Source organism: Pseudomonas sp. MG-9, from assembly GCF_018729515.1.
GTDB lineage: Bacteria > Pseudomonadota > Gammaproteobacteria > Pseudomonadales > Pseudomonadaceae > Aquipseudomonas > Aquipseudomonas serboccidentalis.
In genome coordinates this window covers 660,709-686,027 of the sequence record NZ_JAHHZH010000002.1, presented here as the reverse complement: position 1 = coordinate 686,027, position 25,319 = coordinate 660,709, and the positions used below count along the sequence as shown (strand labels likewise).

The 25,319-nt window shown below is 60.6% G+C and carries 23 protein-coding genes and 1 pseudogene; 9 read left to right on the top strand and 15 right to left on the bottom strand.

Features of this window, described 5'->3' with window-relative positions; translation table 11 throughout:
• Positions 1-51: 51 nt before the first annotated feature.
• A complete protein-coding gene (locus tag KKQ10_RS07800; RefSeq protein ID WP_215500710.1) occupies positions 52-681 on the top strand; it encodes a glutathione S-transferase in 630 nt (209 codons plus the stop codon).
• A 181-nt stretch (positions 682-862) separates the two neighbouring features.
• Here KKQ10_RS07800 and creD read toward each other — a convergent pair whose 3' ends face one another.
• The 4 genes from creD to rloA2 form a co-directional block, all read right to left on the bottom strand.
• Positions 863-2,233 carry a cell envelope integrity protein CreD gene (gene creD / locus KKQ10_RS07795; protein ID WP_215500709.1) on the bottom strand — a complete coding sequence of 457 codons (1,371 nt, stop codon included), beginning with the start codon at positions 2,231-2,233 and terminating at the stop codon, positions 863-865.
• A 169-nt stretch (positions 2,234-2,402) separates the two neighbouring features.
• Positions 2,403-3,821 carry a two-component system sensor histidine kinase CreC gene (creC, locus tag KKQ10_RS07790; protein WP_215500708.1) on the bottom strand — a complete coding sequence of 473 codons (1,419 nt, stop codon included), beginning with the start codon at positions 3,819-3,821 and terminating at the stop codon, positions 2,403-2,405.
• Entirely contained in the window at positions 3,821-4,501 is a 681-nt protein-coding gene (creB, locus tag KKQ10_RS07785; protein ID WP_215500707.1) for a two-component system response regulator CreB, read from the bottom strand. Before creB ends, creC begins: the two co-directional genes overlap by 1 nt.
• 67 nt (positions 4,502-4,568) lie before the next feature.
• Positions 4,569-5,072, bottom strand: a complete 504-nt coding sequence (gene rloA2, locus KKQ10_RS07780; RefSeq protein ID WP_215500706.1) for a retropepsin-like aspartic peptidase RloA2 — start codon at positions 5,070-5,072, stop codon at positions 4,569-4,571.
• 339 nt (positions 5,073-5,411) lie between these two features.
• Between rloA2 and yihG the strand changes: the two genes are divergently transcribed.
• Complete coding sequence (yihG, locus tag KKQ10_RS07775; protein WP_215500705.1) at positions 5,412-6,299, top strand: 1-acylglycerol-3-phosphate O-acyltransferase, YihG family; 888 nt, start codon at positions 5,412-5,414, stop codon at positions 6,297-6,299.
• A 1-nt stretch (position 6,300) separates the two neighbouring features.
• Here yihG and KKQ10_RS07770 read toward each other — a convergent pair whose 3' ends face one another.
• A complete protein-coding gene (locus KKQ10_RS07770; RefSeq protein ID WP_127647828.1) occupies positions 6,301-6,858 on the bottom strand; it encodes a DUF2780 domain-containing protein in 558 nt (185 codons plus the stop codon).
• Between the two features lie 217 nt (positions 6,859-7,075).
• Between KKQ10_RS07770 and KKQ10_RS07765 the strand changes: the two genes are divergently transcribed.
• The 3 genes from KKQ10_RS07765 to KKQ10_RS07755 all read left to right on the top strand — a co-directional run bounded on the left by KKQ10_RS07765 (position 7,076) and on the right by KKQ10_RS07755 (position 8,919).
• Positions 7,076-7,642, top strand: a complete 567-nt coding sequence (locus KKQ10_RS07765; RefSeq protein WP_127647829.1) for an RNA polymerase sigma factor — start codon at positions 7,076-7,078, stop codon at positions 7,640-7,642.
• Positions 7,639-8,313: an anti-sigma factor gene (locus KKQ10_RS07760; RefSeq protein WP_215500704.1), complete on the top strand. Its 675-nt coding sequence runs from the start codon at positions 7,639-7,641 to the stop codon at positions 8,311-8,313. The genes KKQ10_RS07765 and KKQ10_RS07760 overlap by 4 nt, the downstream gene beginning before the upstream one ends.
• A gap of 210 nt (positions 8,314-8,523) precedes the next feature.
• Positions 8,524-8,919, top strand: coding sequence for a hypothetical protein (locus KKQ10_RS07755; RefSeq protein WP_127647831.1), 396 nt, complete (start codon positions 8,524-8,526; stop codon positions 8,917-8,919).
• Between the two features lie 28 nt (positions 8,920-8,947).
• Here the strand turns inward: KKQ10_RS07755 and KKQ10_RS07750 are convergent.
• A pseudogene (locus tag KKQ10_RS07750) lies at positions 8,948-9,144 on the bottom strand (formyltetrahydrofolate deformylase); the annotation flags it as partial.
• A 188-nt stretch (positions 9,145-9,332) separates the two neighbouring features.
• On the opposite strand from KKQ10_RS07750, the gene KKQ10_RS07745 reads away from it, so the two are divergent.
• Positions 9,333-9,545: a cold-shock protein gene (locus KKQ10_RS07745; RefSeq protein WP_215500702.1), complete on the top strand. Its 213-nt coding sequence runs from the start codon at positions 9,333-9,335 to the stop codon at positions 9,543-9,545.
• A gap of 68 nt (positions 9,546-9,613) precedes the next feature.
• On the opposite strand, the gene fdhA is transcribed toward KKQ10_RS07745, so the two are convergent.
• The 8 genes from fdhA to KKQ10_RS07705 all read right to left on the bottom strand — a co-directional run bounded on the left by fdhA (position 9,614) and on the right by KKQ10_RS07705 (position 19,702).
• A complete protein-coding gene (gene fdhA, locus KKQ10_RS07740) occupies positions 9,614-10,813 on the bottom strand; it encodes a formaldehyde dehydrogenase, glutathione-independent (RefSeq protein ID WP_215500701.1) in 1,200 nt (399 codons plus the stop codon).
• Between the two features lie 152 nt (positions 10,814-10,965).
• Positions 10,966-11,823, bottom strand: a complete 858-nt coding sequence (purU, locus tag KKQ10_RS07735; RefSeq protein WP_064589552.1) for a formyltetrahydrofolate deformylase — start codon at positions 11,821-11,823, stop codon at positions 10,966-10,968.
• Positions 11,824-12,058: 235 nt separating this feature from the next.
• Positions 12,059-12,691, bottom strand: coding sequence for a sarcosine oxidase subunit gamma (locus KKQ10_RS07730; protein ID WP_215500700.1), 633 nt, complete (start codon positions 12,689-12,691; stop codon positions 12,059-12,061).
• Between the two features lie 159 nt (positions 12,692-12,850).
• Positions 12,851-15,868, bottom strand: a complete 3,018-nt coding sequence (locus KKQ10_RS07725) for a sarcosine oxidase subunit alpha (RefSeq protein WP_215500699.1) — start codon at positions 15,866-15,868, stop codon at positions 12,851-12,853.
• Entirely contained in the window at positions 15,865-16,194 is a 330-nt protein-coding gene (locus KKQ10_RS07720) for a sarcosine oxidase subunit delta (RefSeq protein WP_007962600.1), read from the bottom strand. The genes KKQ10_RS07725 and KKQ10_RS07720 overlap by 4 nt, the downstream gene beginning before the upstream one ends.
• A 14-nt stretch (positions 16,195-16,208) precedes the next feature.
• Complete coding sequence (locus KKQ10_RS07715; protein WP_003206307.1) at positions 16,209-17,459, bottom strand: sarcosine oxidase subunit beta; 1,251 nt, start codon at positions 17,457-17,459, stop codon at positions 16,209-16,211.
• Positions 17,460-17,479: 20 nt separating this feature from the next.
• Entirely contained in the window at positions 17,480-18,733 is a 1,254-nt protein-coding gene (glyA, locus tag KKQ10_RS07710; protein ID WP_027610662.1) for a serine hydroxymethyltransferase, read from the bottom strand.
• Positions 18,734-18,991: 258 nt separating this feature from the next.
• Positions 18,992-19,702: a TraX family protein gene (locus tag KKQ10_RS07705; protein WP_127647835.1), complete on the bottom strand. Its 711-nt coding sequence runs from the start codon at positions 19,700-19,702 to the stop codon at positions 18,992-18,994.
• Between the two features lie 126 nt (positions 19,703-19,828).
• On the opposite strand from KKQ10_RS07705, the gene KKQ10_RS07700 reads away from it, so the two are divergent.
• Positions 19,829-20,869 (top strand): threonine aldolase family protein, encoded by a 1,041-nt coding sequence (locus tag KKQ10_RS07700; RefSeq protein WP_127647836.1) that lies wholly within the window; start codon positions 19,829-19,831, stop codon positions 20,867-20,869.
• A 278-nt stretch (positions 20,870-21,147) separates the two neighbouring features.
• A complete protein-coding gene (locus KKQ10_RS07695; RefSeq protein ID WP_215500698.1) occupies positions 21,148-21,972 on the top strand; it encodes an SDR family oxidoreductase in 825 nt (274 codons plus the stop codon).
• Positions 21,973-22,093: 121 nt separating this feature from the next.
• Here the strand turns inward: KKQ10_RS07695 and gbcB are convergent, their stop codons facing one another.
• Positions 22,094-23,194 carry a glycine betaine monooxygenase reductase subunit gene (gene gbcB / locus KKQ10_RS07690; RefSeq protein WP_127647838.1) on the bottom strand — a complete coding sequence of 367 codons (1,101 nt, stop codon included), beginning with the start codon at positions 23,192-23,194 and terminating at the stop codon, positions 22,094-22,096.
• 282 nt (positions 23,195-23,476) lie between these two features.
• Between gbcB and gbca the strand changes: the two genes are divergently transcribed.
• Complete coding sequence (gene gbca, locus KKQ10_RS07685; RefSeq protein ID WP_215500697.1) at positions 23,477-24,772, top strand: glycine betaine monooxygenase oxygenase subunit; 1,296 nt, start codon at positions 23,477-23,479, stop codon at positions 24,770-24,772.
• Positions 24,773-25,319 lie beyond the last annotated feature (547 nt).

Genomic DNA, 25,319 nt, shown 5'->3' with positions numbered 1-25,319 from the left:
GCAGCTCCTACGGCTAACCTGCTGTTCTTCGATGACCACCGAGGTTTGACAATGTCCGCCCCCAGCATGACCCTGTTTCACAACACGCTCTCCCCGTTCGTGCGCAAAGTGATGGTGCTGTTGCACGAGACCGGCCAGCAGGATCGCGTCGCCCTGCAAGACTGCGTGCTCTCACCGGTCAGTCCAGATCCAGCGCTCAACGCCGACAACCCACTGGGCAAGATCCCGGCCCTGCGCCTGGCCGACGGCAGCGTCATCCATGACAGCCGCGTGATCCTCGAATACCTCGACCAGCAGCACGTCGGCAACCCGCTGATCCCTCGCGAAGGCTCGGCCCGCTGGCGGCGTCTGACGCTGGCCTCGATGGCCGACGGGATCATGGACGCCTCTGTGATGGTGCGTTACGAACTGGCGCTGCGCGCCCCGGAAAAACACTGGGACGAGTGGCTCGATGCCCAGCGTGACAAGATCCGGCGCGCCCTGGCCTTTCTGGAAAGTGACGCCATCGCCGAGCTGACCAGTCATTTCGACGTGGCGGCAATCAGCGTGGCGTGCGCGCTGGGTTACATCGATCTGCGCCACCCGGATCTGGACTGGCGCACCGCCAATCCGCAACTGGCCAACTGGTATTTCGAAGTGAGCCAGCGACCGTCCATGGTCGCGACCATGCCCAAGCCTTAGTTTTTTATTGCCTGTTCCGGCCTCTTCGCGAGCAAGCTCGCTCCCACATTGGAATGCGTACTCCTGTGGGAGCGAACTTGCTCGCGAATGCACCCGCTCGGTTTCACTGGCAGAAACCCGATAATCTGCGTCACCAACTCATCCTTCCAGCTCTGATCCTCACGCAACCCCAGCAACCCGCTCATTGCATCGCCCCCACATCAAACTCCAGCGGCTTGGCTGATTTCTGCCCGATCCCATACCAGTCGAGTTTGCGCGTCAGCACCATGAACACACCGAGCAAGCCAAACAGCAGCAGCGAACCCATCAGCAGCGCGTAATCCTCAGCGCTCAGCAAGCCATACAGCAGGCCATACAACGCTGCCAATCCCGCAGAAAAACTCAGACCGTGGCGCACGCTGTGCAGCACATGGCACACATAAAACCCGATCAGCAATACACAGCCACTGGCCGACAGCAGATACGCCAGGGCAAAACCGATGTGCTCCGACAGCGACAGCAACAACAAGTAGAAGAACGCCAACGCGACACCGACCAGCGCGTATTGCACCGGGTGCACCGCGAGGCTCTTGAGCACTTCGAACAGGAAGAAACCGGCGAACGTCAGGACGATGAACAGCAGTGCATATTTGATTGCCCGATCACTCTTCAGGTACTGATCCACCGGGTCGATGAAACTCACGCCAAAACTGCGCCCGTTGAACGCCTCGCAGTCATTGCCCATGACGCAACGGTTCATGGCTTCTTGCAAGTTGGTGGAGAAAAACGAGGTCTGCCAATCGGCGCTGAAACCCTGATCACTGATCTCGCGCTTGCCCGGCAGAAAGTTGCCGATGAAGCTTGGGTGCGGCCAGTTGGCGGCGAGGCTGACATGGCTGGTCTTGCCCACCGGCAATACTTGCAACGAACCGGTGCCTTGCAACCGCAGGTCGAAGCCGAAGGCCAGTTCCGTGGCTTTGCGGGTATCCAGCGCCGGCAGCGTGACTCGCACACCTTCGCCGAGCCAGCCCACCTGAGTGCCAGGTACGAAGTCCAGGCGCTGGCCGTCGAGCTCCAGTTTCAGCGCGTTTTCGATGCCGCGAATGTCGCTGATACCCACCGCCAGAAACGGCGCATCAAACTGGTAATCGGCGAAGTCTTCCTTGATGCCCAACTGCGCCGGCAACGAGAAATGCCCAGTGATGCGATTGTCGGCATGGAACAGCCGCGCCTCGTAGATGCCTCGGGCGCGCAGTTCGGTTTGCACTTGCCCGTCGAGCTCAAAGCGCCCCGGCAAAAAATACAGACGACCGCGTTCTTCGCCGAGCTCTTCATAACGCTTATTGGTTTTCTCGTTGGTCTTCCAGGTGCGCACCACCTTGCGATACGGCACCACCATCACCGGCCCGCTCAGTTGCTGGCTGTAGCTGGAACTGCGCGCGATGTCTTCCAGCACGCCGTCGCGCAGTTGCTGGCGCTCGTCGATGATGCCGTCGATCATCAGCAGTGGTATCAGCAACAGCAGGATCAGCAGGGCGATGGCCCCGAGCTTTATGGTCAGATTCTTGTTCATGGGACTCTCCCTGTTTGGATGGGCAGAGTCTGTTTGGGCTGTGTGAGAGGAATATGGGGCGATTGTGGAGTTTGTGTGGAAAGATCAAAAGATCGCAGCCTTCGGCAGCTCCTACATGAGATTGCGTTCCCTTGTAAGAGCTACCGAAGGCTGCGATCTTTTTACGGTATCAAGGCAGGCGCAAAATCACTTCCACGCCGCTCTCGACGTTGCGGATATGCATCGACCCACCATGCAACTTCACCACTTCCTCAACGAAGTTGAGTCCAAGCCCGGTGCTTTTACGCCCACTGTCCGGACGCGGCAGCGAGTAAAACCGCTCACTCAGACGCGGCAAGGCGTACTCGGGAATCGGCGCCGCTTCATTGAACAGGCGGAACTCGACCTGCTCCCCGACACGCTCGGCACTGAAGCGCAGCAGCCCGGCGACCGGGGTGAAATCCAGCGCATTGTCCAGCAGGTTGCCCAGCGCCTGACGCAGCAGAAACGGTTCGCCGATCAGCAACAGATCCGGCGCAATCGTCTGCTCGACCTTGAGCCGTCGGCCTTCGATTCGCGCCGCCTGCGCCCGGAGTAATTCATCGACCAGTACCGCCAGCGGCACCGCCACACGCTCTTCAAGCCCCTGACGCTGCTCCACCTGCGCCAGGTTCAGCAGCCGCTCGATCAACTGCTGCATCCGTGCGCTTTCACTGTCGATGTTGCCGACGAAGCGCAGGCGCTGGATGGGGGGCATGTCACCCTGCAGCAACTCCGCCGCACCGCGAATCGCCGCCAGCGGACTTTTCAATTCATGGGTCAGGGTGTGCACGTAGCGCTCGACGTAGGCCTTGCCCTCCAGTTGGGTGCGCATCTGCTCCACCGCCGTGGCCAGTTGTTCCAGCTCACCGCCACGGTAATGCGGCACTTCGACCCGGCGCCCCTCACTCACGGCCTGGGCGTAGCCGGTCAAACGGTGCAGCGCGCGACTCAGCCACCATGACAACAAGGCGCCGAACAGCAATCCCAGGCCGATCAGTCCGGCGCCGTAAAACAACAAGCGCCGCTCGGTGCGATCGACGTAAGGCTGCAATGAACTGTTGGGCTTGGCCACGGTGACCACGCCGATGATCCGGCCGTTGTCGCGGATCGGTGCACCGACGTGCATCACCGAAGAGTTCGCATCATTCGGATCGCTGCGGCTCGACCGAGCGCCGTACTCACCACGCAGGGTCAGGTAGACATCGTTCCAGCGCGAGTAATCCTGACCGACCGCCACCCCGCTGGAGTCCAGCACCACGATGCCTTTGGCGTCGGTGACGTAGATGCGGTGGTTGACCTGGTTTTTCGGCAATCCCCAGATCGTCGCCTGCGGCTGACGCTCGCCATAGGCACGCAGCAATTCTGGCCAGCGGTTCTCGCTGAGTGTCCCGGCCTTGAAATCATCACGGAGGATTTCCGCCATCAGGTTGGCGGTGTCGACCAGGGTTTCTTCGGTGGACTGGCGCACACCCGGGCGGATTTCTTCCATCACCGTGTTGAGCACGAAGTAGCCGGTCAGGCCGACAAACAGCACATACACCAGAAAGATCCGCAGCCCCAGCGACATCAGCTGTGCCCCGGGCTGTAGCTGTAGCCGAGGCCGCGATGGGTCTGGATCGGCTCGGCGTCGGCACGCACCAGACGCAGTTTGGCGCGCACGCTTTTGATGTGGCTGTCGATGCTGCGCTCGTAACCGGCGTCGACGGCAACGCCCAGTGCGTCGAGCAATTGCTCGCGGCTGAACACACGCTGCGGTTGTTCGAGCAGGCATTGCAGCAGACGGAATTCGTGGCGTGTCAGGCTCAGTGGCTGGCCGCGATAGGTAATCAGCACACGCTCGGGATCGATGCGAAACACGGCCGAAGCGGTTTCCACCGCAGGACGCGGGGCCATGCGCTTGAGAATTGCCCGCACCCGCGCCGCGACTTCCCGCGGGCTGAACGGCTTGACCACGTAGTCGTCAGCACCGATCTCCAGTCCCACCACCCGGTCGATCTCGGCGTCCCGGGCACTGAGGAACAGCACCGGCACTTCACTGAAGCGCCGCAGCTGTTTGCAGGTTTCGAAACCGCTGATGTCCGGCAGGCCGATGTCGAGGATGATCAGATCCGCCGGGGTCTGCCGTTGATGCTCCAGCGCCGCCGCGCCGAGGCTCAGCCACGTGGTGGCGAACCCCTCGCCCTGCAGGGCAAAAATCAGCGTGTCGGCAATCGCCGCTTCGTCTTCGACAATCAGGATATGAGGCATGGCGTCCGAGCCCATGGGTTAAGTGCGCGAACGGTGCCCCAAGCCTGACGTTACGTCAATGAGACCACTAGCAGTCCGGTTTGTCGGCGGTGAAACGCCGCGCCGGGTTTACTGCTGCGCCGAACTCGCGCAAGGCCTTGGCACCGATCAACAGCGGGTAGTTGAAGTTGCTGCGATCGGTCAGGTTGACCTCCACGGTACGCTTGACGTTGCCCAGACACAGCTCCAGATCGACCACTGGACGCTTGGCGACCTCGGTGCTGTCGCTTTCGTCTTCCTCATCCGAACGGCTCTTGATCTTGCTGATCCGCGCGATCTTGTGTTCGTAGACCTTGTTGCTGGCGTCCTTGGTGGCGAGGCGGAAACGCACCCAGTTTTCACCGTCACGGGTGAAGGTTTCGATGTCCTTGGCCGACAGCGAGGCGGTCAGTGCGCCGGTGTCCATTTTGGCCTTGAGCACTTCACCGCCGATTTCCGGCAGCGCAATGTATTCGTAGCGCCCGTACAGGGTCGGCTCGGCGGCCATGACCGGCAGGGCGACGAGGGCAAACAGTGCAAGGAGAGATTTCACGTAAGGGGCTTCCTTGGAAAATGAGGGCTCAACGCCGAATTCTAGACCGCGAAAAAACACGATAGTTGGTTTACCGCCAACCTTTGTGGCGAGGGAGCTTGCTCCCGCTCGACGACGCAGTCGGCGTAAAAACCAGCCTGCATGTTTCGCCTGACACACCGAGGTGAATGGATCTGGGGCCGCTTCGCAGCCCAGCGGGAGCATGCTCCCTCGCGTCAGGGTGGTGCGTAATCATTCAAAGCATACCGGCCCAAAAGTGAAACATTCGTCAGCCCCGATTTGGCCTGTCGTCCGAAGCCACTTATCATGGCGCGCCCATCCGCCTTCATAGAGTTGCTTATGCGCCGCCTGCTCACCGGCTGTTTCGTCACCCTGCTGCTGTTGCTCAACACCCTGATCCTGATCGGGCCGTTGATGGTCTTTGCTCTGCTCAAGCTGATCGCGCCCGGGCGCTGGCGCGATTACGCGTCGTGGGCGGTGATGTGGATCGCCGAGACCTGGGCCGAAATCGACAAGCTGATCTTTCGCCTGTGCATCCCCACCCAATGGGACATTCGCGGCGGCGAAGACCTGCGCGGTGACACCTCGTATCTGGTGGTCAGCAACCACCAGTCGTGGGTCGACATCCCGGCGCTGATCCAGACCCTCAACCGGCGCACGCCGTTCTTCAAGTTCTTCCTCAAGAAAGAGCTGATCTGGGTGCCGTTCCTGGGGCTAGCGTGGTGGGCGCTGGATTACCCGTTCATGAAGCGCTACACCAAGGCGTTCCTGGCCAAGCACCCGGAACTGGCGGGCAAGGATCTGGAAATCACCAGACAGGCCTGCGAGTTGTTCAAGCGTCAGCCAGTGACGGTGGTCAACTATCTGGAAGGTACCCGCTACACTGCGGCGAAAAGCGCGCAGCAGCAGTCACCGTTCAAGCACCTGCTCAAGCCCAAGGCTGGCGGCGTGGCATTTGTTCTGGCGGCGATGGGGGAGCAGTTGGACGCCATCCTCGACGTGACCGTGGTTTATCCACAGCAGACGATTCCGGGGTTCTGGGATCTGATCAGCGGTAGCGTGCCGCGGGTGATCGTCGACATCAAGACCCGCGAACTCGACCCGGCGCTGTCACAGGGTGATTACGAGAACGATCCGGTGTTTCGCGAGCAGGTCCAGAGCTGGGTCAACCAGCTCTGGACCGAGAAGGATCAGCGCATCACCGAACTGCGCGGCGAGCGCGGCTGAATCAGCTACCGGTGCCGGCGCCCCAGATGCTGCCCAGGCTCTGCAGCAGCGGGCCGCCGACGCCTTGATCACCCAGATACTTGAGAAGCACCGGAGCAAACTGACCGACCATGCCACTGTCCATGCCCAACGCACCGAAGGCGTTGTTCAGGTCGCTGGTATTTTTGACGTTGCCCAGTGCATTTTCCAGCCCGGCTGACTTGCCCGACGAGCCCAGCAAACCGCTCAACGCAGCCAGATTGCCACTGCCGCCCGACAGTTTGTCGATACCCGGCACTTCTTTGGCCAACTGCGAATAATCGGTGCTGCTCAATTGGTTCTTGGCCAAGCCAAGCATGGCGCTGGTGCCACCGACGGCTTGCTGAGGCGTAACACCGAGACCGGTCACGGCTTGCAGCAAACCGGCGGTTTCCGAGGTCGGCGCAGCGGCGGCAGCCTTGTCGCCGCCCTGCATGCCCGAAACCGCACCGGCGACATCGTTCAAGCTGAAACCGGCGAACACCGGACCGGCCGCCAGAGTCATCAGTGAAGCCAAGGCAATACCGCGTGAAATCTTCATTCAGACATCCTCTTGCGCTGTGGTAACCGCCCTTCAATAGGCGGCGAAACTGCCGGTTTGACCGGGTATCCGCTGGCATGTTCCTCGCCGGCGCATCCATTTTCAGGAAAGCCACGTCTATAAAACGTGAAACCGCGGATAACCCGAGATGAATGGCACAAGCGCTGCCGCTGAACTAGCCTGAGAACAGCCCGAGCAGCGCCCTCGTCGCCCGTCTATTGTCTGGAGAACCGTCATTTCCACCGCCGACACCGATCAGTTGCGCCAGCTGTTGGCCCAGTGTTCACTGGGCGACCGGCGTGCGTTCGAAACCCTCTATCGCAGCGTCGGCCCGCGCTTGCATGGCGTGGCCCAGCGTTTCATGGGCCGGGCGGATCTGGCCGAGGAAGTGCTGCAGGAAAGCTTCGTGCGCATCTGGAACAACGCCTCGCGCTACGAAGCTCATTTGTCGGCGCCGCTGACCTGGATGATCACCATCACCCGCCATCAGGCCATCGACCAATTGCGCAAGCATCGCGACCGGCCGCTGACGGAGGTCGAACAGGACGCTCTTGCAGACGAAGGCCCTTCGGCGCTTGAGCTGTTGAACAGCAGCCGTGAGGCCAGCGCGCTGCACCGCTGCCTCGACACCCTCGACGGCCAGCAGCGCCAATCGATCACCGTCGCCTATTTTCAGGGGCTATCCTGCGCGGAACTGGCCGACCACCTGGCCGCACCACTGGGCTCGGTAAAATCATGGATTCGCCGCGGCATGGAACGTCTGCGCAGGTGCCTTGAATCATGAACTACCAGACCCCTGCCCTGCGCCGCGCCCTCGCGGCCGATTACGCCATCGGCCTGATGTCCTCGGCGGCGCGTCGGCGTTTTGAACAGTTGCTGCTGGACGATGCCGCACTTCGCGCGGAACTCGCGCACTGGCAGCACAGCCTCGCCAGCCTGACCGATCCGATACCGGAGCAGCCAGTGCCGGAACACGTCTGGCAAGGCATCACCGCGCGGATCGAACCGCAAGTACTGCATGTCCCCGAAAAACGCCCGTTCTGGAACTGGCTGCGAATCACCGCCGCAGTCTGTTCGATCGTGGTGCTGGTGTTCCTCGGTTCGCTGTACAACCGCGACGACGCCCGCTACCACGCCACCCTGCTGACCGCAGACGCGCAACCAGCGCTGAAGGTCGAGGCGCATGCGGATTATCTGCAAGTCGAGCCGCTGACATTGGCGGCCGTTGATGCGGATCGTAGCCTGGAGTTGTGGGCGATTCCGGCGGATGGCAAACCGATCTCGCTGGGGGTGATTCCGGTGGGAGGCAAAGGCAAGGTTGAGTTGAACGAGGCGCAGCAAGCCTTGATCGGTAAACCGATCGCGCTGGCGGTAAGTCTTGAGCCTAAAGGTGGTTCGCCGACCGGGCAGCCGACAGGGCCGGTTCTCTATCAGGGTGCTTTAGCAGCCCTCTAATGCAAAGATCAAAAGATCGCAGCCTTCGGCAGCTCCTACATAAATCCCGTGTAGGAGCTGCCGAAGGCTGCGATCTTTTAGGTTCTTTAGTTGCAAGCCATGCGAACCGATATTTCGAAATGAACTATAAACCTGTCAGATCTGACAGTAGGAAGTTTTTTGTTGTGCTTGAACAATTGGCACTCCAGAAAATGTAACGGAGTACACAACATGTTGAAGAAACTTACCGCTGGCGCTTTGATTGCTTTGGCTCTCTCGACTACTGCCTATGCGAGCACCTGTCCACCTGCCAGTTCTTTCACGAAGAAAAATGATGGCACATTTGAGGTGAGTGGACCGACCAAGAAGCTGACTGTCGACGTTGACCCTGCGAGCACCAGCGAGAGTGCTGCGCAAGCGCTCAAATTTACTGCGGCACGCATCAAGGATAAAGACAGCAATGACGCCAGAGTCGTCTGCCAGTACGAAGACGGCAAAATGAAACCGGATATTGGGGCATCGCTCGTCTGGCCAACGGGAAAACCAACTGCCGGCGACGGTGGCAATTGGCAAGGCGATGATTGCGCCACCAAAGACGGTGACGTTCAAAAGTGCGCGTTCAAATAACGTACGCAAGGTTGAACATCTACAACAAAAAAGGCAGCCCATGGCTGCCTTTCCCAAGCCTGAGATCCGGATGGTTGGACACCACCGCGACGTACATCAACAACTGGTCGGTGCGCGGGCGATAGAGCAGGCCGTTGAGGCAGTGATCGGCCAAGGACACCATGCTCACCACGTTCGCCGGTAGTTCGGCGCGGTCATTTCAAAGTCCATGCCGAGCGCCTGTCCTCACTCGACGAGACCGGGTGCAGAAGGTCGTAGGTGACGGTAAGCCTTGAGCCCAAAACAGGATTGCAGACCGGGCATCCGACTAGGCCGGTTCTCTATCAAAGGGCATTGGCCGCTATCTGATTTTTTTAGGCCTTTGAATTACTCAGTCTAATGTTTAACCAATCTATCAAATGGGAATCACGGGCATGGCAAACAGACAAACCGGTACGGTCAAATGGTTTAACGAAGAAAAAGGCTTTGGTTTCATTACTCCAGCTGGCGGCGGCGATGATCTTTTTGTCCATTTCAAGGCTATTGAGATTGATGGAGACAAAACTCTCGAAGAAGGGCAAACGGTTTCATTCGTAGCCGAGAGGGGACAAAAAGGAATGCAAGCAGCCCAAGTTCGCCCTGAATAATCCCTGGTCATAAAAAACCAAACAGAAACGGCACCTTAGCGGTGCCGTTTTTTCATCTTGGTTAAGCATTACGCCGCACTAAACAACTTATGCGGATCAATCACAAACTTCTTCGGCACACCGGCATCGAACTCGCCGTACCCTTCCGGCGCCTGATCGAGGCTGATCACCTGCACGCCCACCACTTCGGCGATGTTGATGCGGTCCCACATGATGGCCTGCATCAGTTGGCGGTTGTACTTCATCACCGGGGTCTGGCCAGTGTGGAAGCTGTGGGATTTGGCCCAGCCCAGACCGAAGCGGATGCTCAGGCTGCCCATTTTCGCGGCAGCGTCGACAGCGCCCGGGTCTTCGGTCACGTACAGGCCCGGAATACCGATCTTGCCGGCTACGCGCACCACGCCCATCAGCGAGTTGAGCACGGTGGCCGGGGCCTCGGCTTTCACCCCGTCATGGCCGTGACCACGGGCTTCGAAGCCCACGCAGTCCACTGCACAATCGACTTCCGGTTCGCCCAGCAGTGCGGCGATCTGTTCGTGCAGCGGGGTGTCTTGCGACAGGTCGACCACTTCAAAACCCTGGGCCTTGGCGTGAGCCAGGCGGATGGTGTTGACGTCGCCGATGATCACCACCGCCGCGCCCAGCAGACGTGCGGAAGCGGCTGCGGCCAGACCGACCGGGCCGGCGCCCGCGATGTAAACGGTGCTGCCCGGGCCGACGCCTGCAGTGACCGCACCGTGATAGCCGGTCGGCAGAATGTCGGAGAGGCAGGTCAGGTCACGGATTTTCTCCATGGCCTTGTCGCGATCCGGCAGTTTCAGCAGGTTGAAGTCGGCGTACGGCACCAGCACGTACTCGGCCTGGCCGCCGGTCCAGTCGCCCATGTCGACGTAACCGTAGGCACCGCCGGCACGGGCCGGGTTGACGGTCAGGCAGACGCCGGTGTGTTGCTCCTTGCAGGAACGGCAGCGCCCGCAAGCCACGTTGAACGGCACTGAGACCAGGTCGCCGATTTTCAGGTTCTCGACATCGGAACCCTTTTCGATCACTTCGCCGGTGATTTCATGCCCCAGCACCAGACCGGTCTGCGCCGTTGTACGGCCGCGCACCATGTGCTGGTCAGAGCCACAAATGTTGGTGGACACCACACGCAGGATCACACCGTGTTCGATCTTCCTGCCGCGCGGGTCCTGCATTTTCGGATAGTCGATTTTCTGCACTTCGACCTTGCCAGCGCCGAGATACACCACACCACGATTGCCAGACATGCTTTCACCTCGCTGTTGTTTTTATGGAACCGCGTTGCCCAGGCAGGCAGCGCGTTAAGTGCTCGGTAAATCAAAAGATCGCAGCCTTCGGCAGCTCCTGCATAAATCGCATCCCCTGTAGGAGCTGCCGAAGGCTGCGATCTTTTAGCTATCTAAAGAACGACGGTTCTATTGGCGTTCAAAAACACCCTTCTTTCGATGTGATAACCAACGGCCCGGGCCAGCGTCAGGCCCTCGATATCCCGCCCCTTGGCAATCAGATCCTCAGGGTAATGACTGTGATCCACCGCCTCGACGCCCTGGGCGATGATCGGCCCCTCGTCGAGATCGTTGTTGATGTAATGCGCCGTGGCGCCCACCAGTTTCACGCCCTTGTTGTAGGCCTGGTGATACGGCTTGGCGCCCTTGAACCCCGGCAGCAACGAGTGATGGATGTTGATCGCCTTGCCATCGAGTTTGCGGCACAGCTCCGGCGACAGCACCTGCATGTAGCGGGCGAGGATCACCAGTTCGGCGCCGGATTCTTCGATCACCTGCCACACCTGACGCTCCTGCGACGGCTTGTCGTTGGGATCGAGGGGGAAGTGGTAATAAGGGATCTGATGCCAATCAGCCAAGGGCTTGAGATCCGGGTGGTTGGACACCACCGCCGCGACGTCCATCGACAACTGGCCGATGCGCTGGCGGTAGAGCAAGTCGTTGAGGCAGTGATCGGCCTTGGAGACCATGATCACTACTTTCGGCCGGTAGTTCGGCGCCGTCAGTTCGAAGACCATGCCGAACGCCTGCCCACGCTCGGCGAGGCCGGCGCGGAAGGACTGTTCGTCGAAGCCATCGGGCTGACGGAATTCCACACGAATGAAGAAACGGCCCGATAGCCGGTCATCGAACGAGTGGTGCTCGGTGACGTAGCAACCCTGCTCGAACAGAAAACGCGTCACCGCGTCCACGGTGCCGAGCACGCTGGGGCAGTCGGCGGTCAGAATCCATGTGTCTGGGGCGCGGCTCATGGGGCGGTGACTCCTGTTTCAAACGCGGTGTTCACAGAGGGCCCGGTACTGGAGCTGGCCTGTGCTGGAATGCCTTTTTGTGGCGAGGGGGCTTGCCCCGTTCGGCTGCGAAGCAGTCGCAAACCTGCGAATCCGATTTACCTGATGAAACACGTTGGCTGGTTTTGGGGCGGCTTCGCCACCCAACGGGGGCAAGCCCCCTCACTACAAAAAGCAGCCATAACCGTCAATCGTGTCAGGCCTGGACGCTGAGGCCGTATTCGGCCGACGCATCCTGCAACCACAACCACCAGTAATCCGAGAAGCTGCGGCGGATCAGCAGTTCCCAGGTGTCTTCGGCGGTGTGGCGAATCATCAGCTGCGACTTGGCGAACACCGTGCCGACCGCTTTGCCGACCGGAAAGTTGTTCGGGTGCACGTCGTAGCTGGTGGACTTCATCAGCACCTGACGCACGTTCGGCCCGCTGAGTTCGAGCACTTGCTGGCCGCCGCTGACGTTGACGATCGCAATGTGCAGATCGCCCAGCGCTTCGCGCAGTTTCTTCTCGGCGGCGAACTCTTCACCGCTCGGCACGATCAGCAGCCACTCATCCGGGCCCATCCATTGCAGGCTGGTTTCGCCTTTGACGATCACGCTCAGGGCGCCGGGCAATTCGATGCCCAGGGCCTTGTGCACACCGGCGGCGAAGGCTGCATCGTGGCCATCGCCACGAATGGTCAGATGGCCGAGAAGTTTCTTTTCACGCACGATCACGCCGGCGTTCTTGCGGCCCTTGCCGACCAGGCTGGCGAGGTCGGCATGGTGCAGCGACGACTCGGCACGGGCACCGGTGGTTGGGCGTTGTTGGTACACGTTGGCTGTGGTCATAAAGCACCTTCCTGAATTCTGACTTGAACCCTTTGCAAGCAGATCTACCGCTATCGCGAGCAGGCTCACTCCTACAAGGGGTACGCGATCACCTGTAGGAGTGAGCCTGCTCGCGATGAAGTCACCGCGGTGCGACTGCACTCCACAGGAGCCGAACCATCAAATGTTCTGCCGATCACCCTTCGGATCGAAGAACACCGAAGAAACAATCTCCGCCTCGATCACGCTGCCATCGGCCAGCGGTGCAAACACTCGCTCGCCCATGCGTTTGAGACCCCCCTTGACCACACCCATGGCAAACGAATAGCCGAGGGAGTTGTGCGCGTAGCTCGAGGTCACGTGGCCGACCATGGTCATCGGGATCGCCTGCTTGGTGTTGAACACCAACTGAGCGCCTTCCGGCAGCCAGACGTTCGGATCGATCGGCTTCAGGCCCACCAACTGTTTGCGCTGATCACGCACGCAGTCTTCACGGTTCATGCCGCGCTGGCCGATCCACGAAAACGGTTTGGTACGACCCACGCACCAACCCATGTTCAGGTCGTCCGGGGTCATCGAGCCGTCAGTGTCCTGACCAACGATGATGAAACCCTTCTCGGCACGCAGCACGTGCATGGTTTCAGTGCCGTACGGCGTCAGGTTGTACTGCTTGCCGGCCTCAACAATCTTCTCCAGAACCCCCATCGCGTAGTCGGCCTGCACGTTGACTTCGTACGACAGCTCACCGGTAAACGAGATGCGGAACACCCGCGCCGGCACACCGCCGACCAGACCTTCTTTCCAGGTCATGAACGGGAACGCTTCGTTGCTCAGATCGATGTCGGTCACGGCGCTGAGCAGCTTGCGGCTGTTCGGCCCGGACAGGGTCATGGTCGCCCAGTGGTCGGTGACGGACGTGAAGTACACCTTCATCTCCGGCCATTCGGTCTGGTGATACAGCTCCAGCCATTGCAGCACGCGAGCCGCGCCGCCAGTGGTGGTGGTCATGACGAAATGGTTGTCGGCCAAGCAGGCCGTCACGCCGTCGTCGAAGACCATGCCGTCTTCTTTGCACATCAGGCCGTAACGGGCCTTGCCCACGTCGAGCTTGGTCCAGGCGTTGGTGTACACGCGGTTGAGGAACTCGCGGGCATCCGGGCCTTGAATGTCGATCTTGCCCAGGGTCGAGGCGTCGAGCAGGCCGACGCTGTCGCGCACGGCTTTGCATTCGCGCTTCACGGCCGCGTGCAGGTCTTCACCGTTTTTCGGGAAGTACCAAGGACGCTTCCACTGGCCGACGTCTTCAAACTCGGCGCCGTTCTTCACATGCCAGGCATGCAGCGCGGTGTAGCGAACCGGTTCGAAGATGTGCCCACAGTGACGACCCGCTACTGCACCGAAGGTCACCGGCGTGTAGTTCGGGCGGAACATCGTGGTACCCATCTGCGGGATGGTCACGTTCAGCGAACGCGCGGCAATCGCCAGACCGTTGACGTTGCCGAGCTTGCCCTGATCGGTGCCGAAGCCCAGCGCGGTATAGCGTTTGACGTGCTCGACCGACTCGAAACCTTCGCGGGTCGCCAGTTCGATGGCGGCGGCGGTGACGTCGTTTTGCAGGTCGACGAATTGCTTCGGTGCCCGCGAGGTGCCCTTCTCATGCGGCACCTGGAACAGCGCCAGGGTCGCTTCTTCGAGACGGCTCAGGGCTTTGGGCAAGGTGCCTTCGACCACACCGAAACCGGCTTCACTGGCAGCGCGAGCGCCCCCTTCGAAACCATCGGCCAGCGAATCGCCGAGGCCGTAGACGCCGTTGATGCCACCGACGCACACACGTTTCTGCGGCGCTTCGCCCGGTACGAAACCGAGGATGTCTTCACGCCAGGTCGGCTTGCCGCCGAGGTGCGAAGCCAAGTGCACAACCGGGCTGTAACCGCCGGAACTGGCGATCACATCGCAGTCGAGCCATTCACCCGGGCTGGTCACGGTGTGGGCTTTGACATCGATCGCAGCAACGCGGGCAGCGGTCACACGCTTGCTGCCACGTGCCTCGATCACGGCGCTGCCGGTGAGGATGCGGATGCCTTTGGCGCGAGCTTCTTCCACCAGCGCACCACGCGGGTTGCTGCGCGCATCGGCGATGGCTACCACTTGCAGGCTGGCGTCGAGCCAGTCCAGCGCCACGCGGTAGGCATGATCGTTGTTGGTGGTCAGCACCAGCTTCTTGCCCGGTGCCACGCCGTAACGGCGCACATAAGTCGAGACCGCACCGGCGAGCATGTTGCCCGGCACGTCGTTGTTGCCGTAGACCAGCGGACGCTCATGCGCACCCGTCGCCAGCACTACACGCTTGGCGCGAACGCGGTGGATGCGCTGACGCACCTGACCGATTGGCGCACGGTCGCCGAGGTGATCGGTGAGGCGTTCGTGAATGGTCAGGAAGTTGTGATCGTGGTAACCGTTGACCGTGGCGCGCGGCAACAGCAGCACGTCCGGGGTGTTCTTCAGTTCAGCGATGACGCTGGCCACCCACTCCACCGCCGGCTTGCCGTCGAGGCTTTCGCGGGAGTCGAGCAGGCTGCCGCCGAACTCTTCCTGCTCGTCAGCCAGAATCACCCGGGCACCGCTGCGCGCAGCGGCCAGGGCTGCGGCGAGACCGGCAGGGCCCGCGCCGACGATCAGCACGTCGCAGTGCTGGTTCATGTAGTCGTAGGTGTCCGGATCGACTTCGGTCGGCGAACGGCCCAGGCCGGCAGCCTTGCGAATGTACTTCTCGTACGTCATCCAGAACGATTGCGGGTACATGAAGGTTTTGTAGTAGAAACCCGGCGGCATCAGCTTGCCGCCGACCTTGCCGAGAATGCCCATCATGTCGTTGTTGACGCTCGGCCAGCCGTTGGTGCTGGTGGCGACCAGGCCTTGGTACAGCGCCTGTTGCGTGGCGCGCACGTTGGGAATCTGGGTGGCTTCGGTCGCACCGATCTGCAGCACCGCGTTTGGCTCTTCGGCACCGGCGGCGAAGATCCCGCGGGGACGCGAATATTTGAAGCTGCGGCCGATGATGTCGACGCCGTTGGCGATCAGGGCCGAGGCCAGCGAGTCGCCCTCGAAGCCTTTGTAGCTCTGACCGTTGAAGGTGAAGCTCAGCACTTTGTTGCGGTCGATCCGTCCACCGTTGGACAGGCGATTGGTCTGGCTCATACCTTCTCTCCCAGCGCCGTCGTGGCTGTTTTCGCCGTATCAGCCTTGTCGGTGAATTGCGGCTTGGTGCCGATCTTGTAGGTTTCGAGAATCTCGTAGGTCACGGTGTCGCGGGTGACGTTGAAGTACTGGCGGCAACCGGCGACGTGATCCCACAGCTCATGGTGCAGACCGCGCGGGTTGTCGCGGAAGAACATGTAGTCGCCCCACTCTTCATCAGTGCAGGCAGCTGGATCCAGTGGACGCGGAATGTGCGCCTGGCCGGATGCGTGGAATTCCTCTTCGGAGCGCAGTTCGCCGCAGTGAGGACAGAAGATATGCAACATGGGGATTTCTCCTGTTAGTGGGCAACCGCAGCAGCGCCGTGTTCATCGATCAACGCACCGTTGTGGAAACGGTCGATGGAGAAAGGTGCGGCCAACGGGTGCATTTCACCCTTGGCCAGGCTCGCGGCAAACACGTTGCCCGAGCCGGGAGTTGCCTTGAAGCCGCCGGTGCCCCAACCGCAGTTGAAGAACATGTTCGGCACCGGGGTTTTCGAAATGATCGGGCAGGCGTCCGGCGTGGTGTCGACGATGCCGCCCCACTGCCGGTTCATGCGCACCCGCGACAGCACCGGGAACATTTCGACGATGGCCTGGATGGTGTGTTCGATCACCGGGTACGAACCGCGTTGGCCGTAGCCGTTGTAGCCGTCGATACCGGCGCCGATCACCAGGTCGCCCTTGTCGGACTGGCTGATGTAACCGTGCACGGCGTTGGACATGATCACGCTGTCGATAATCGGTTTGATCGGCTCGGACACCAGCGCTTGCAGCGGGTGGGATTCGATCGGCAGACGGAAACCGGCGAGCTTGGCCATGTGCCCGGAATTACCGGCAGTGACCACGCCGACGCGCTTGGCGCCGATGAAGCCCTTGTTGGTTTCAACGCCGATGCACACACCGTTTTCCTTGCGGAAACCGATCACTTCGGTCTGTTGGATCAAGTCCACGCCCAATGCGTCAGCCGCACGGGCGAAGCCCCAGGCCACGGCATCGTGCCGGGCGACGCCGCCGCGACGCTGGACGGTGGCGCCCATCACCGGGTAGCGGGTGTTTTTCGAGCAGTCGAGGTACGGGATCTCGTCCGCGACTTGCTTGGCGTTGAGCAGCTCGCCATCGACGCCGTTAAGGCGGTTGGCGCTGACCCGACGCTCGGAATCACGAATGTCCTGCAGGGTGTGGCACAGGTTGTAGACGCCACGCTGAGAGAACATCACGTTGTAGTTCAGGTCCTGCGACAGGCCTTCCCACAATTTCATCGCGTGTTCGTACAGGTGCGCCGACTCGTCCCACAGGTAGTTGGAGCGCACGATGGTGGTGTTGCGCGCGGTGTTACCGCCGCCCAGCCAGCCTTTCTCGACCACGGCGACGTTGGTAATGCCGTGCTCTTTGGCCAGGTAATAGGCGGTCGCCAGACCGTGCCCACCACCGCCGACGATGACCACGTCGTAGACCTTCTTCGGCGTTGGCGTGCGCCACATGCGCTGCCAGTTTTCGTGGTGGCTGAGGGAGTGTTTGAAGAGGCCGAAGCCCGAATAGCGTTGCATAGTCATTTACTCCAAACCGCTCAGCGATAAACCGGGTAGTCGGCGCACAGTGCCGCGACGTTCTTGGCCACATTCGCTTCAACGTCGGCGTCACCGAGGTTGTCGAGAATGTCGCAGATCCAGCCGGCCAGCACTTCGCACTGAGCGACCTTGAAGCCACGCGTGGTGACGGCCGGGGTGCCGATGCGCAGGCCCGAGGTCACGAACGGCGATTGCGGGTCGTTCGGCACGGCGTTCTTGTTGACGGTGATGTGGGCGCGGCCGAGGGCAGCGTCGGCATCTTTGCCGGTCAGGCCCTGACGGATCAGGCTGACCAGGAACAGGTGGTTATCGGTACCGCCGGACACTACATCGTAGCCACGTTTGATAAACACGCTGGCCATGGCCTTGGCGTTGTCGATCACTTGCTGCTGATAGGCCTTGAAGCCTGGCTCCAGCGCTTCCTTGAAGCACACCGCCTTACCGGCGATGACGTGCATCAGCGGGCCGCCCTGGGCGCCGGGGAATACCGCGGCGTTGAGCTTCTTCTCGATCTCTTCGTTGGACTTGGCCAGGATCAGCCCGCCACGCGGACCGCGCAGGGTTTTGTGGGTGGTGGTGGTGACCACGTCGGCGTACGGTAGCGGGTTCGGGTACAGACCGGCGGCGACCAGACCGGCCACATGGGCCATGTCGACGAACAGCAGCGCACCGACCTTGTCGGCGATCTGCCGGAAGCGCGGGAAGTCCAGGGTCTTCGAGTAAGCGGAGAAACCGGCAACGATCATCTTCGGCTTGCACTCGACGGCCAGACGCTCGACTTCGTCGTAATCGATCAGCCCGGTGTCGGTGTTGATCCCGTACTGCACGGCGTTGTACAGCTTGCCCGAGGACGACACTTTGGCGCCGTGGGTCAGGTGACCGCCGTGGGCCAGGCTCATGCCGAGGATGGTGTCGCCCGGCTGGATCAGCGCCAGGTACACGGCGCTGTTGGCCGACGAACCGGAGTGCGGCTGGACGTTGGCGTAATCGGCGCCGAACAGTTGCTTGGCGCGCTCGATGGCCAGCGCTTCGACTTTATCCACATGTTCGCAGCCACCGTAGTAGCGCTTGCCCGGATAACCTTCGGCATATTTGTTGGTCAGGCCGCTGCCTTGCGCTTGCATCACGCGTTTGCTGGTGTAGTTTTCCGACGCGATCAGCTCGATGTGATCTTCCTGACGTTGCTCCTCGGCATTCATCGCCGCCAGCAGTGCATCGTCGTAACCCTGGATCTGGTCTTGCTTGCTGAACATCGCGTCTCTCCCAGCGGCTTCTGTGCGCCATTTTGTCTTGGTCAGGCACGCCGCTTGCGACAGTGCCCTTTGATGCGATGGTATGACCGGCGCAGACAGCTCAAATGCCTACGGACGCCACGCAAAGGTGCGTTTACGACATGGCGGGAAATGACTCGGAGAATGCATTCCCCCTGTAGGAGCTGCCGAAGGCTGCGATCCTTTGACCTTGACTCTAAAAGATCAAAAGATCGCAGCCTTCGGCAGCTCCTACAGGGGTTATGCGATCAAGTGGCGAATGGCGAGCAACAGGAGGAAATGCGCGGGATAGAGCGCGTACGCCCAGCGGCGCATAGGCAACGGATGGATAGAACCGGAGTGTCGCAACAAGAACATCCCAAGCGATGGCGCCATCAGACACGCCGCGATGCCGAGGACTGCCACGACATTGCCGAACTCTGCCGCCTCATACAGCACCTGCCACTGATTGCCCGCCAGACACACCAGCCCCGGCAGCAGACTGAAATACCAGGGGCGACGGAACACCAGCAGCAGCGCCAGCGGCAACAACACGCCGAATACGCCGAACATCAGCCACGGTGAAAACAGCGCGGCCAGCAACAAGGCTCCGACGCCCAACAGTCGCGACAGCAGCGTGCGATCCTGCCACCCCCGTGCCACCAGCAGCCCCAGCGCCAGGGTCGGCATCACGTTCAAGGTGTCGGGATCAGGAATGTACAAGCGGTAAGGAATTTCACTCACCGCGCTGAACAGCAACAGCCAGCCGAGATAGCGCCATTCGGTCTTCTGCGCACCGGCACGGGAAAGATTCGCCGCCATCGCCAGACAGAACCACGCAAACGCCATGCGCCCCGGAACATACAGCCAATCGGCGCTGATCCCGACATATCGCAGGTGATCGAGCAGCATGCTCAGCAGCGCCAGCCACTTGAGCAAATCCAGCGCGCCGTCGCGTTTAGTCACGTGCATAATCGGGCCACAAACTGGTAATTTTCTGACAGCGACATCCCGTGTGCTCCCCGGAAGATCTTCGGTAAAGTGCGCACCCTCATTGACCACGAGCCTTCACAAGAGTCTCGACCACGGAAGCCGGCCATGACCGACAAGAGCCAACAATTCGCCAGCGACAACTACTCCGGTATCTGCCCCGAAGCCTGGGCTGCCATGGAACAGGCCAACCACGGCCACCAGCGCGCTTATGGCGACGATGAATGGACCGCACGCGCGGCCGACCATTTCCGCAAACTGTTCGAAACCGACTGCGAAGTGTTCTTCGCCTTCAACGGCACCGCCGCCAACTCACTGGCACTGTCGTCGCTGTGCCAGAGTTACCACAGCGTGATCTGCTCGGAAACCGCCCACGTCGAAACCGACGAATGCGGCGCGCCGGAATTCTTCTCCAACGGCTCTAAACTGCTGATCGCCGGCACCGAAAACGGCAAGATCACCCCACAGTCGATCCGTGAAGTTGCGCTCAAGCGCCAGGACATCCACTACCCGAAACCGCGCGTGGTGACCCTGACCCAGGCCACGGAAGTCGGCAGCGTCTACACCCCGGAAGAAGTCCGCGCCATCAGCGCCACCTGCAAGGAACTGGGCCTGCACCTGCACATGGACGGCGCACGTTTTTCCAACGCCTGCGCGTTCCTCGGCTGCACGCCAGCCGACCTGACCTGGAAGGCCGGCGTCGACGTGCTGTGCTTCGGCGGCACCAAGAACGGCATGGCGGTGGGTGAGGCGATCCTGTTCTTCAACCACAAACTGGCCGAAGACTTCGACTACCGCTGCAAACAGGCCGGGCAACTGGCGTCGAAAATGCGCTTCCTGTCGGCGCCGTGGGTCGGCATCCTCGAAAACGACGCCTGGCTCAAATACGCCCGTCACGCCAACCACTGCGCGCAATTGCTGGCTGAGCTGGTCAGCGACATCCCGGGCGTGGAGCTGATGTTCCCGGTACAGGCCAACGGCGTGTTCCTGCAACTCTCGGAACCGGCCATCGCCGCCCTGACCGCGAAGAACTGGCGCTTCTACACCTTCATCGGCAAGGGCGGCGCACGCTTCATGTGTTCGTGGGACACCGAAGAAGAGCGCGTACGCGAACTGGCTCGCGACATCCGCGAAGTCATGTCCGCCTGATTACATGGCAAATGAACTCCTGGATGAGGGGATCTCCTGTAATGAGTTGACCCCCTGTGGCGAGGGAGCTTGCTCCCGCTGGGCTGCGTAGCAGCCCCAAAACCTGAGTGGGCGGCTCGTCAGACAAACCGTATTGCCTGGGTTTACGACTGCTGCGCAGCCGAGCGGGAGCAAGCTCCCTCGCCACAAGTTCACTTCGCCGCCCCTATCGCGACAGCTGCTTGGTCTACATTGTTTGTCGAGCCTCCGCTCACATAACAATAAGCAGGAGCATCGGCATGTCGTTACAAGGCAAAACCCTGTTCATCACCGGCGCCAGCCGTGGCATCGGGCGTGAGATTGCGCTGCGGGCCGCGAAGGACGGGGCCAATATCGTGATTGCGGCCAAGAGCGCCGAAGCCCATCCGAAATTGCCCGGCACCATCCACAGCGTCGCCGCAGAGGTCGAAGCCGCCGGCGGCAATGCGTTAGCCCTGCAAGTGGATGTGCGTGATGACGACGCCGTGCGCCAGGCACTGGCCCAGGCCAACGAGCATTTCGGCGCGATCGATGCACTGGTGAACAACGCCGGGGCGATCAAGCTGACTGGCGTGCAGCACATCGAACTCAAGCGCTTCGACCTGATGCACCAGATCAACACCCGCGCCGTGCTGCTGTGCAGCCAAGCCGCCCTGCCCTATCTGAAAAAGTCCGCCGGGCACATCCTCAACCTGTCGCCGCCGCTGAACCTGGCGAGCAAGTGGTTCGCCCAATTCAGCCCCTACACCGTGACCAAGTACGGCATGAGCATGCTGACGATGGGCATGAGCGAGGAATTCGCCAGTTACGGCATCAGCGTCAATTCGCTGTGGCCGCAGACGATGATTGCCACGGCGGCGATCGAGTTTCAGCTGGGCAGCCGGGAGTCGTTCAAACAGGCGCGGACACCGGCGATCATGGCGGATGCGGCGCATGTGATTTTGAGCAGCCGTGGGCGGCAGATCACTGGGCGGTTGTTGATTGATGAAGAGATTTTGCGTGAGAGCGGCGCGACTGAGTTCGATCATTACCGCTTCGAGCCGGACAGCAGCGCGGCACTGATGCCTGACTTATTTGTGGATTGAAATACTTACCCCTGTAGGAGCTGCCGAAGGCTCGGGCCGCGATCGGACGATCTTTTGATCTTGTTTTTAAGATAAAGATCAAAAGATCGCAGCCTTCGGCAGCTCCTACAGGGGGGCGCGATCAGAATTCGATTCTGACGTCGCCTTTGGGCACACTGCAGCACGACAAGATAAACCCTTCCGCCTCGTCGTCCTCGGTAATCCCGCCGTTGTGCTCCATCTCCACTTCGCCCCCGAGCTTCATCACCTTGCAGGTCCCGCAAATCCCCATGCCGCAGGCTTTCGGGATCATCAGCCCCAGCTTGGCCGCCGCCGCATGGACCGTCTCGCCCGGTGCCACGCGAATGCTCTTACCGGACGCGGTGAATTCCACCTGATGCAGATCCGCCGCATCGATTTCCGGTGCCTCGGCGGCCTGTTCGGCTTGTTCCACTGCATCGGCGCGGGCTTCCGGTGGCGTGGCGCCGAAGGATTCCTCGTGGTAACGCGACATGTCGTAGCCAGCGGCTTCGAGCAGGCGCTTGACCGCAGTCATGTACGGCGTCGGGCCGCAGCAGAACACTTCGCGCTCAAGGAAGTCAGGCACCATCAGTTCCAGCATCTTGTGATTGAGGTAGCCGCGATAGCCGGCCCATGGCTCGCCCAAGCCATGCTTCTCACAAATCAGGTGCAAGCTGAAGTTGTCGATCCGCGACGCCATGTGTTCCAGCTCGCGGTGATAAATGATGTCTTTCGGCGAGCGCGCGCTGTGGATAAAGGTCATGTCGACGTTGGCGTTGGTGTCGTAGAACCAGCGCGCCATCGACATGCACGGGGTGATCCCCACGCCGCCACTGAGATAAAGCACTTTCGGGCTCGGGAAGTCGATGGCGTTGAACAGCCCGACCGGGCCGTGCACCGCCAGCTCCTGCCCTTCATGCAACGTGTCGTGCAGCCAGTTGGAGACCTTGCCGCCCGGCACGCGCTTGATGGTCACCGAAAAGCTGTACGGCACCGACGGTGAGCTGGAAATGGTGTACGAACGCATGATCGGCTGGCCTTCGATTTCCAGCTCCAGGGTCACGAACTGCCCGGGCTTGAAGAAGAACAGGATCGGCTGGTCGGCCATGAAGCAGAAGGTGCGCACGTCCCAGGTTTCCTGGATGACTTTGACGCAACGGACGATGTGGCGGCCATTGGCCCAGGTCTGGGTGGTGACCGGATTCAGGAAGCTGTTGGACATGCTGTTCTCCACGGCCGACTGCCGGCCTTCATGTGGCGATTCTGCGTATAGCGCGAACCGCCCGTTTACCTATCCGCGACATCGGCATACTTATCGCGACCAGCCCCCAACCACCGGGGGTTGCGCGTCGGGAACAGATTGCGCCATGTCGCCCATGGATAAGGTTCCGGGCAGCGCCGGCCCCACACTCGCCTCACACAAGACGAAACCTTTACACCTTGCGTAGCACCCTGATCAGCCACTTTTCATCGGCCACACAGAATGGCCTCGAGGATCACATCGATGGACGTCACCGCAAAAATCAGCCTGGGCGATCCGCTGGAACCCGCACGCAAGGCCACTGCACAAATGCTGCAAGAGCGCGAGCGCACTTTTTCGCTGCCGCAACCGTTCTACAGCGATGAGCGCCTGTTCGATATCGACATGCAGGAGATCTTCCAGAAAGAGTGGTTGATCGCCGGCATGACCTGCGAAATCCCGGCCAAGGGCAACTACTTGACCCTGCAGGTCGGCAAGAACCCGATCATCGTCATCCGTGGCGGCGAGGGTGTGGTGCATGCTTTCCATAACGTCTGCCGCCACCGTGGCTCGCGCCTGTGCACCAGTGAAAAAGGCAAGGTCGCCAAACTGGTCTGCCACTATCACCAGTGGACGTACGAGCTGGATGGTCGCCTGCTGTTCGCCGGCACCGAAATGGGCGCCGACTTCGACATGAAGCAATACGGCCTCAAACCGGTGAACGTTAAGACCGCCGGCGGCTACATCTTCATCAGCCTGGCGGAAAATCCGCCGGCCATCGATGACTTCCTGTCGACACTGAACCACTACATGGAACCGTACGACATGGAGAACACCAAGGTGGCGGTGCAAACCACCTTGATGGAAAAGGCCAACTGGAAACTGGTGCTGGAAAACAACCGCGAGTGCTACCACTGCAACGCCTCGCACCCGGAACTGCTGAAAACCCTGCTGGAATGGGACGACGTTACCGATCCGCGCGCCGATCAGGCGTTCAAGGATCACGTCGCCGCCTCCGCCGCTGCGTGGGAAGCCGAAAAGATCCCTTACGCCCACGCCAGTTTCGGCCTGCGCAACCGTATCGTGCGTATGCCACTGCTCAAGGGCACCGTGTCGATGACCCTGGACGGTAAACAGGGCTGCGCCAAACTGATGGGCCGGATCAAGAATCCGGACCTGGGCTCGATGCGCATCCTGCACCTGCCGCACTCGTGGAACCACTGCATGGGCGACCACATCATCGTCTTCACTGTGTGGCCGATCAGCGCCCAGGAAACCATGGTCACCACCAAATGGATCGTGCACAAGGACGCGGTGGAAGGTGTGGACTACGACATCGAGCGCATGCGCCAGGTGTGGGATGCGACCAACGACCAGGACCGGCGTCTGGCCGAAGAGAACCAGCGCGGGATCAACTCCACCGCCTACCAGCCCGGGCCGTACTCCAAGACCTATGAGTTTGGTGTGGTCAACTTCGTCGACTGGTACAGCGAGCGGATGCTGAGCAACCTTGGCGCAGAGCCAGCGCCGTACCTCAAGGGCGTTCCGGTTCAGGGCTAAACAAGAACGAAAGATCGCAGCCTGCGGCAGCTCCTACCTGAGGAATGCATTTCCCCTGTAGGAGCTGCCGCAGGCTGCGATCTTTTGACGTCTGCGCTCACACACCAGCAGAACTGTATGAAATCCGATCAACCGTGATTCAGACCTTACCTGGCGGGGCCCGCAGGGTTTGGCAAACAAGTTATCCACATAGCCACCCACAGCAAATGGGGACAACTGTGGATGAGATGGAAAAATAGCGGTGAATAAGTAAAGAAAAAACGTGACTTATCCAGAAGAGCGGTTTGAGAAATGGATTGTACGCTTTTTGATCAAATATCTATAAGCCACGTCTTTCATGGCCTGTAGAGGATGGCGAACACGTTATCCACAGAAACGCCAACAGACTTCGGGGGTAACTTTGCAGGTTCTGTGGAAAAGCTTCTGCGACTGTGAAAAACCGGGCTCTACTGAGCGTCTTCGCGGTGAGAATCAGCAACTTGATCATTTTTTAATCAGCCCCATGTAAGCCACGTTTTATATGGTTCTTAGGGGATAGCGAACATCT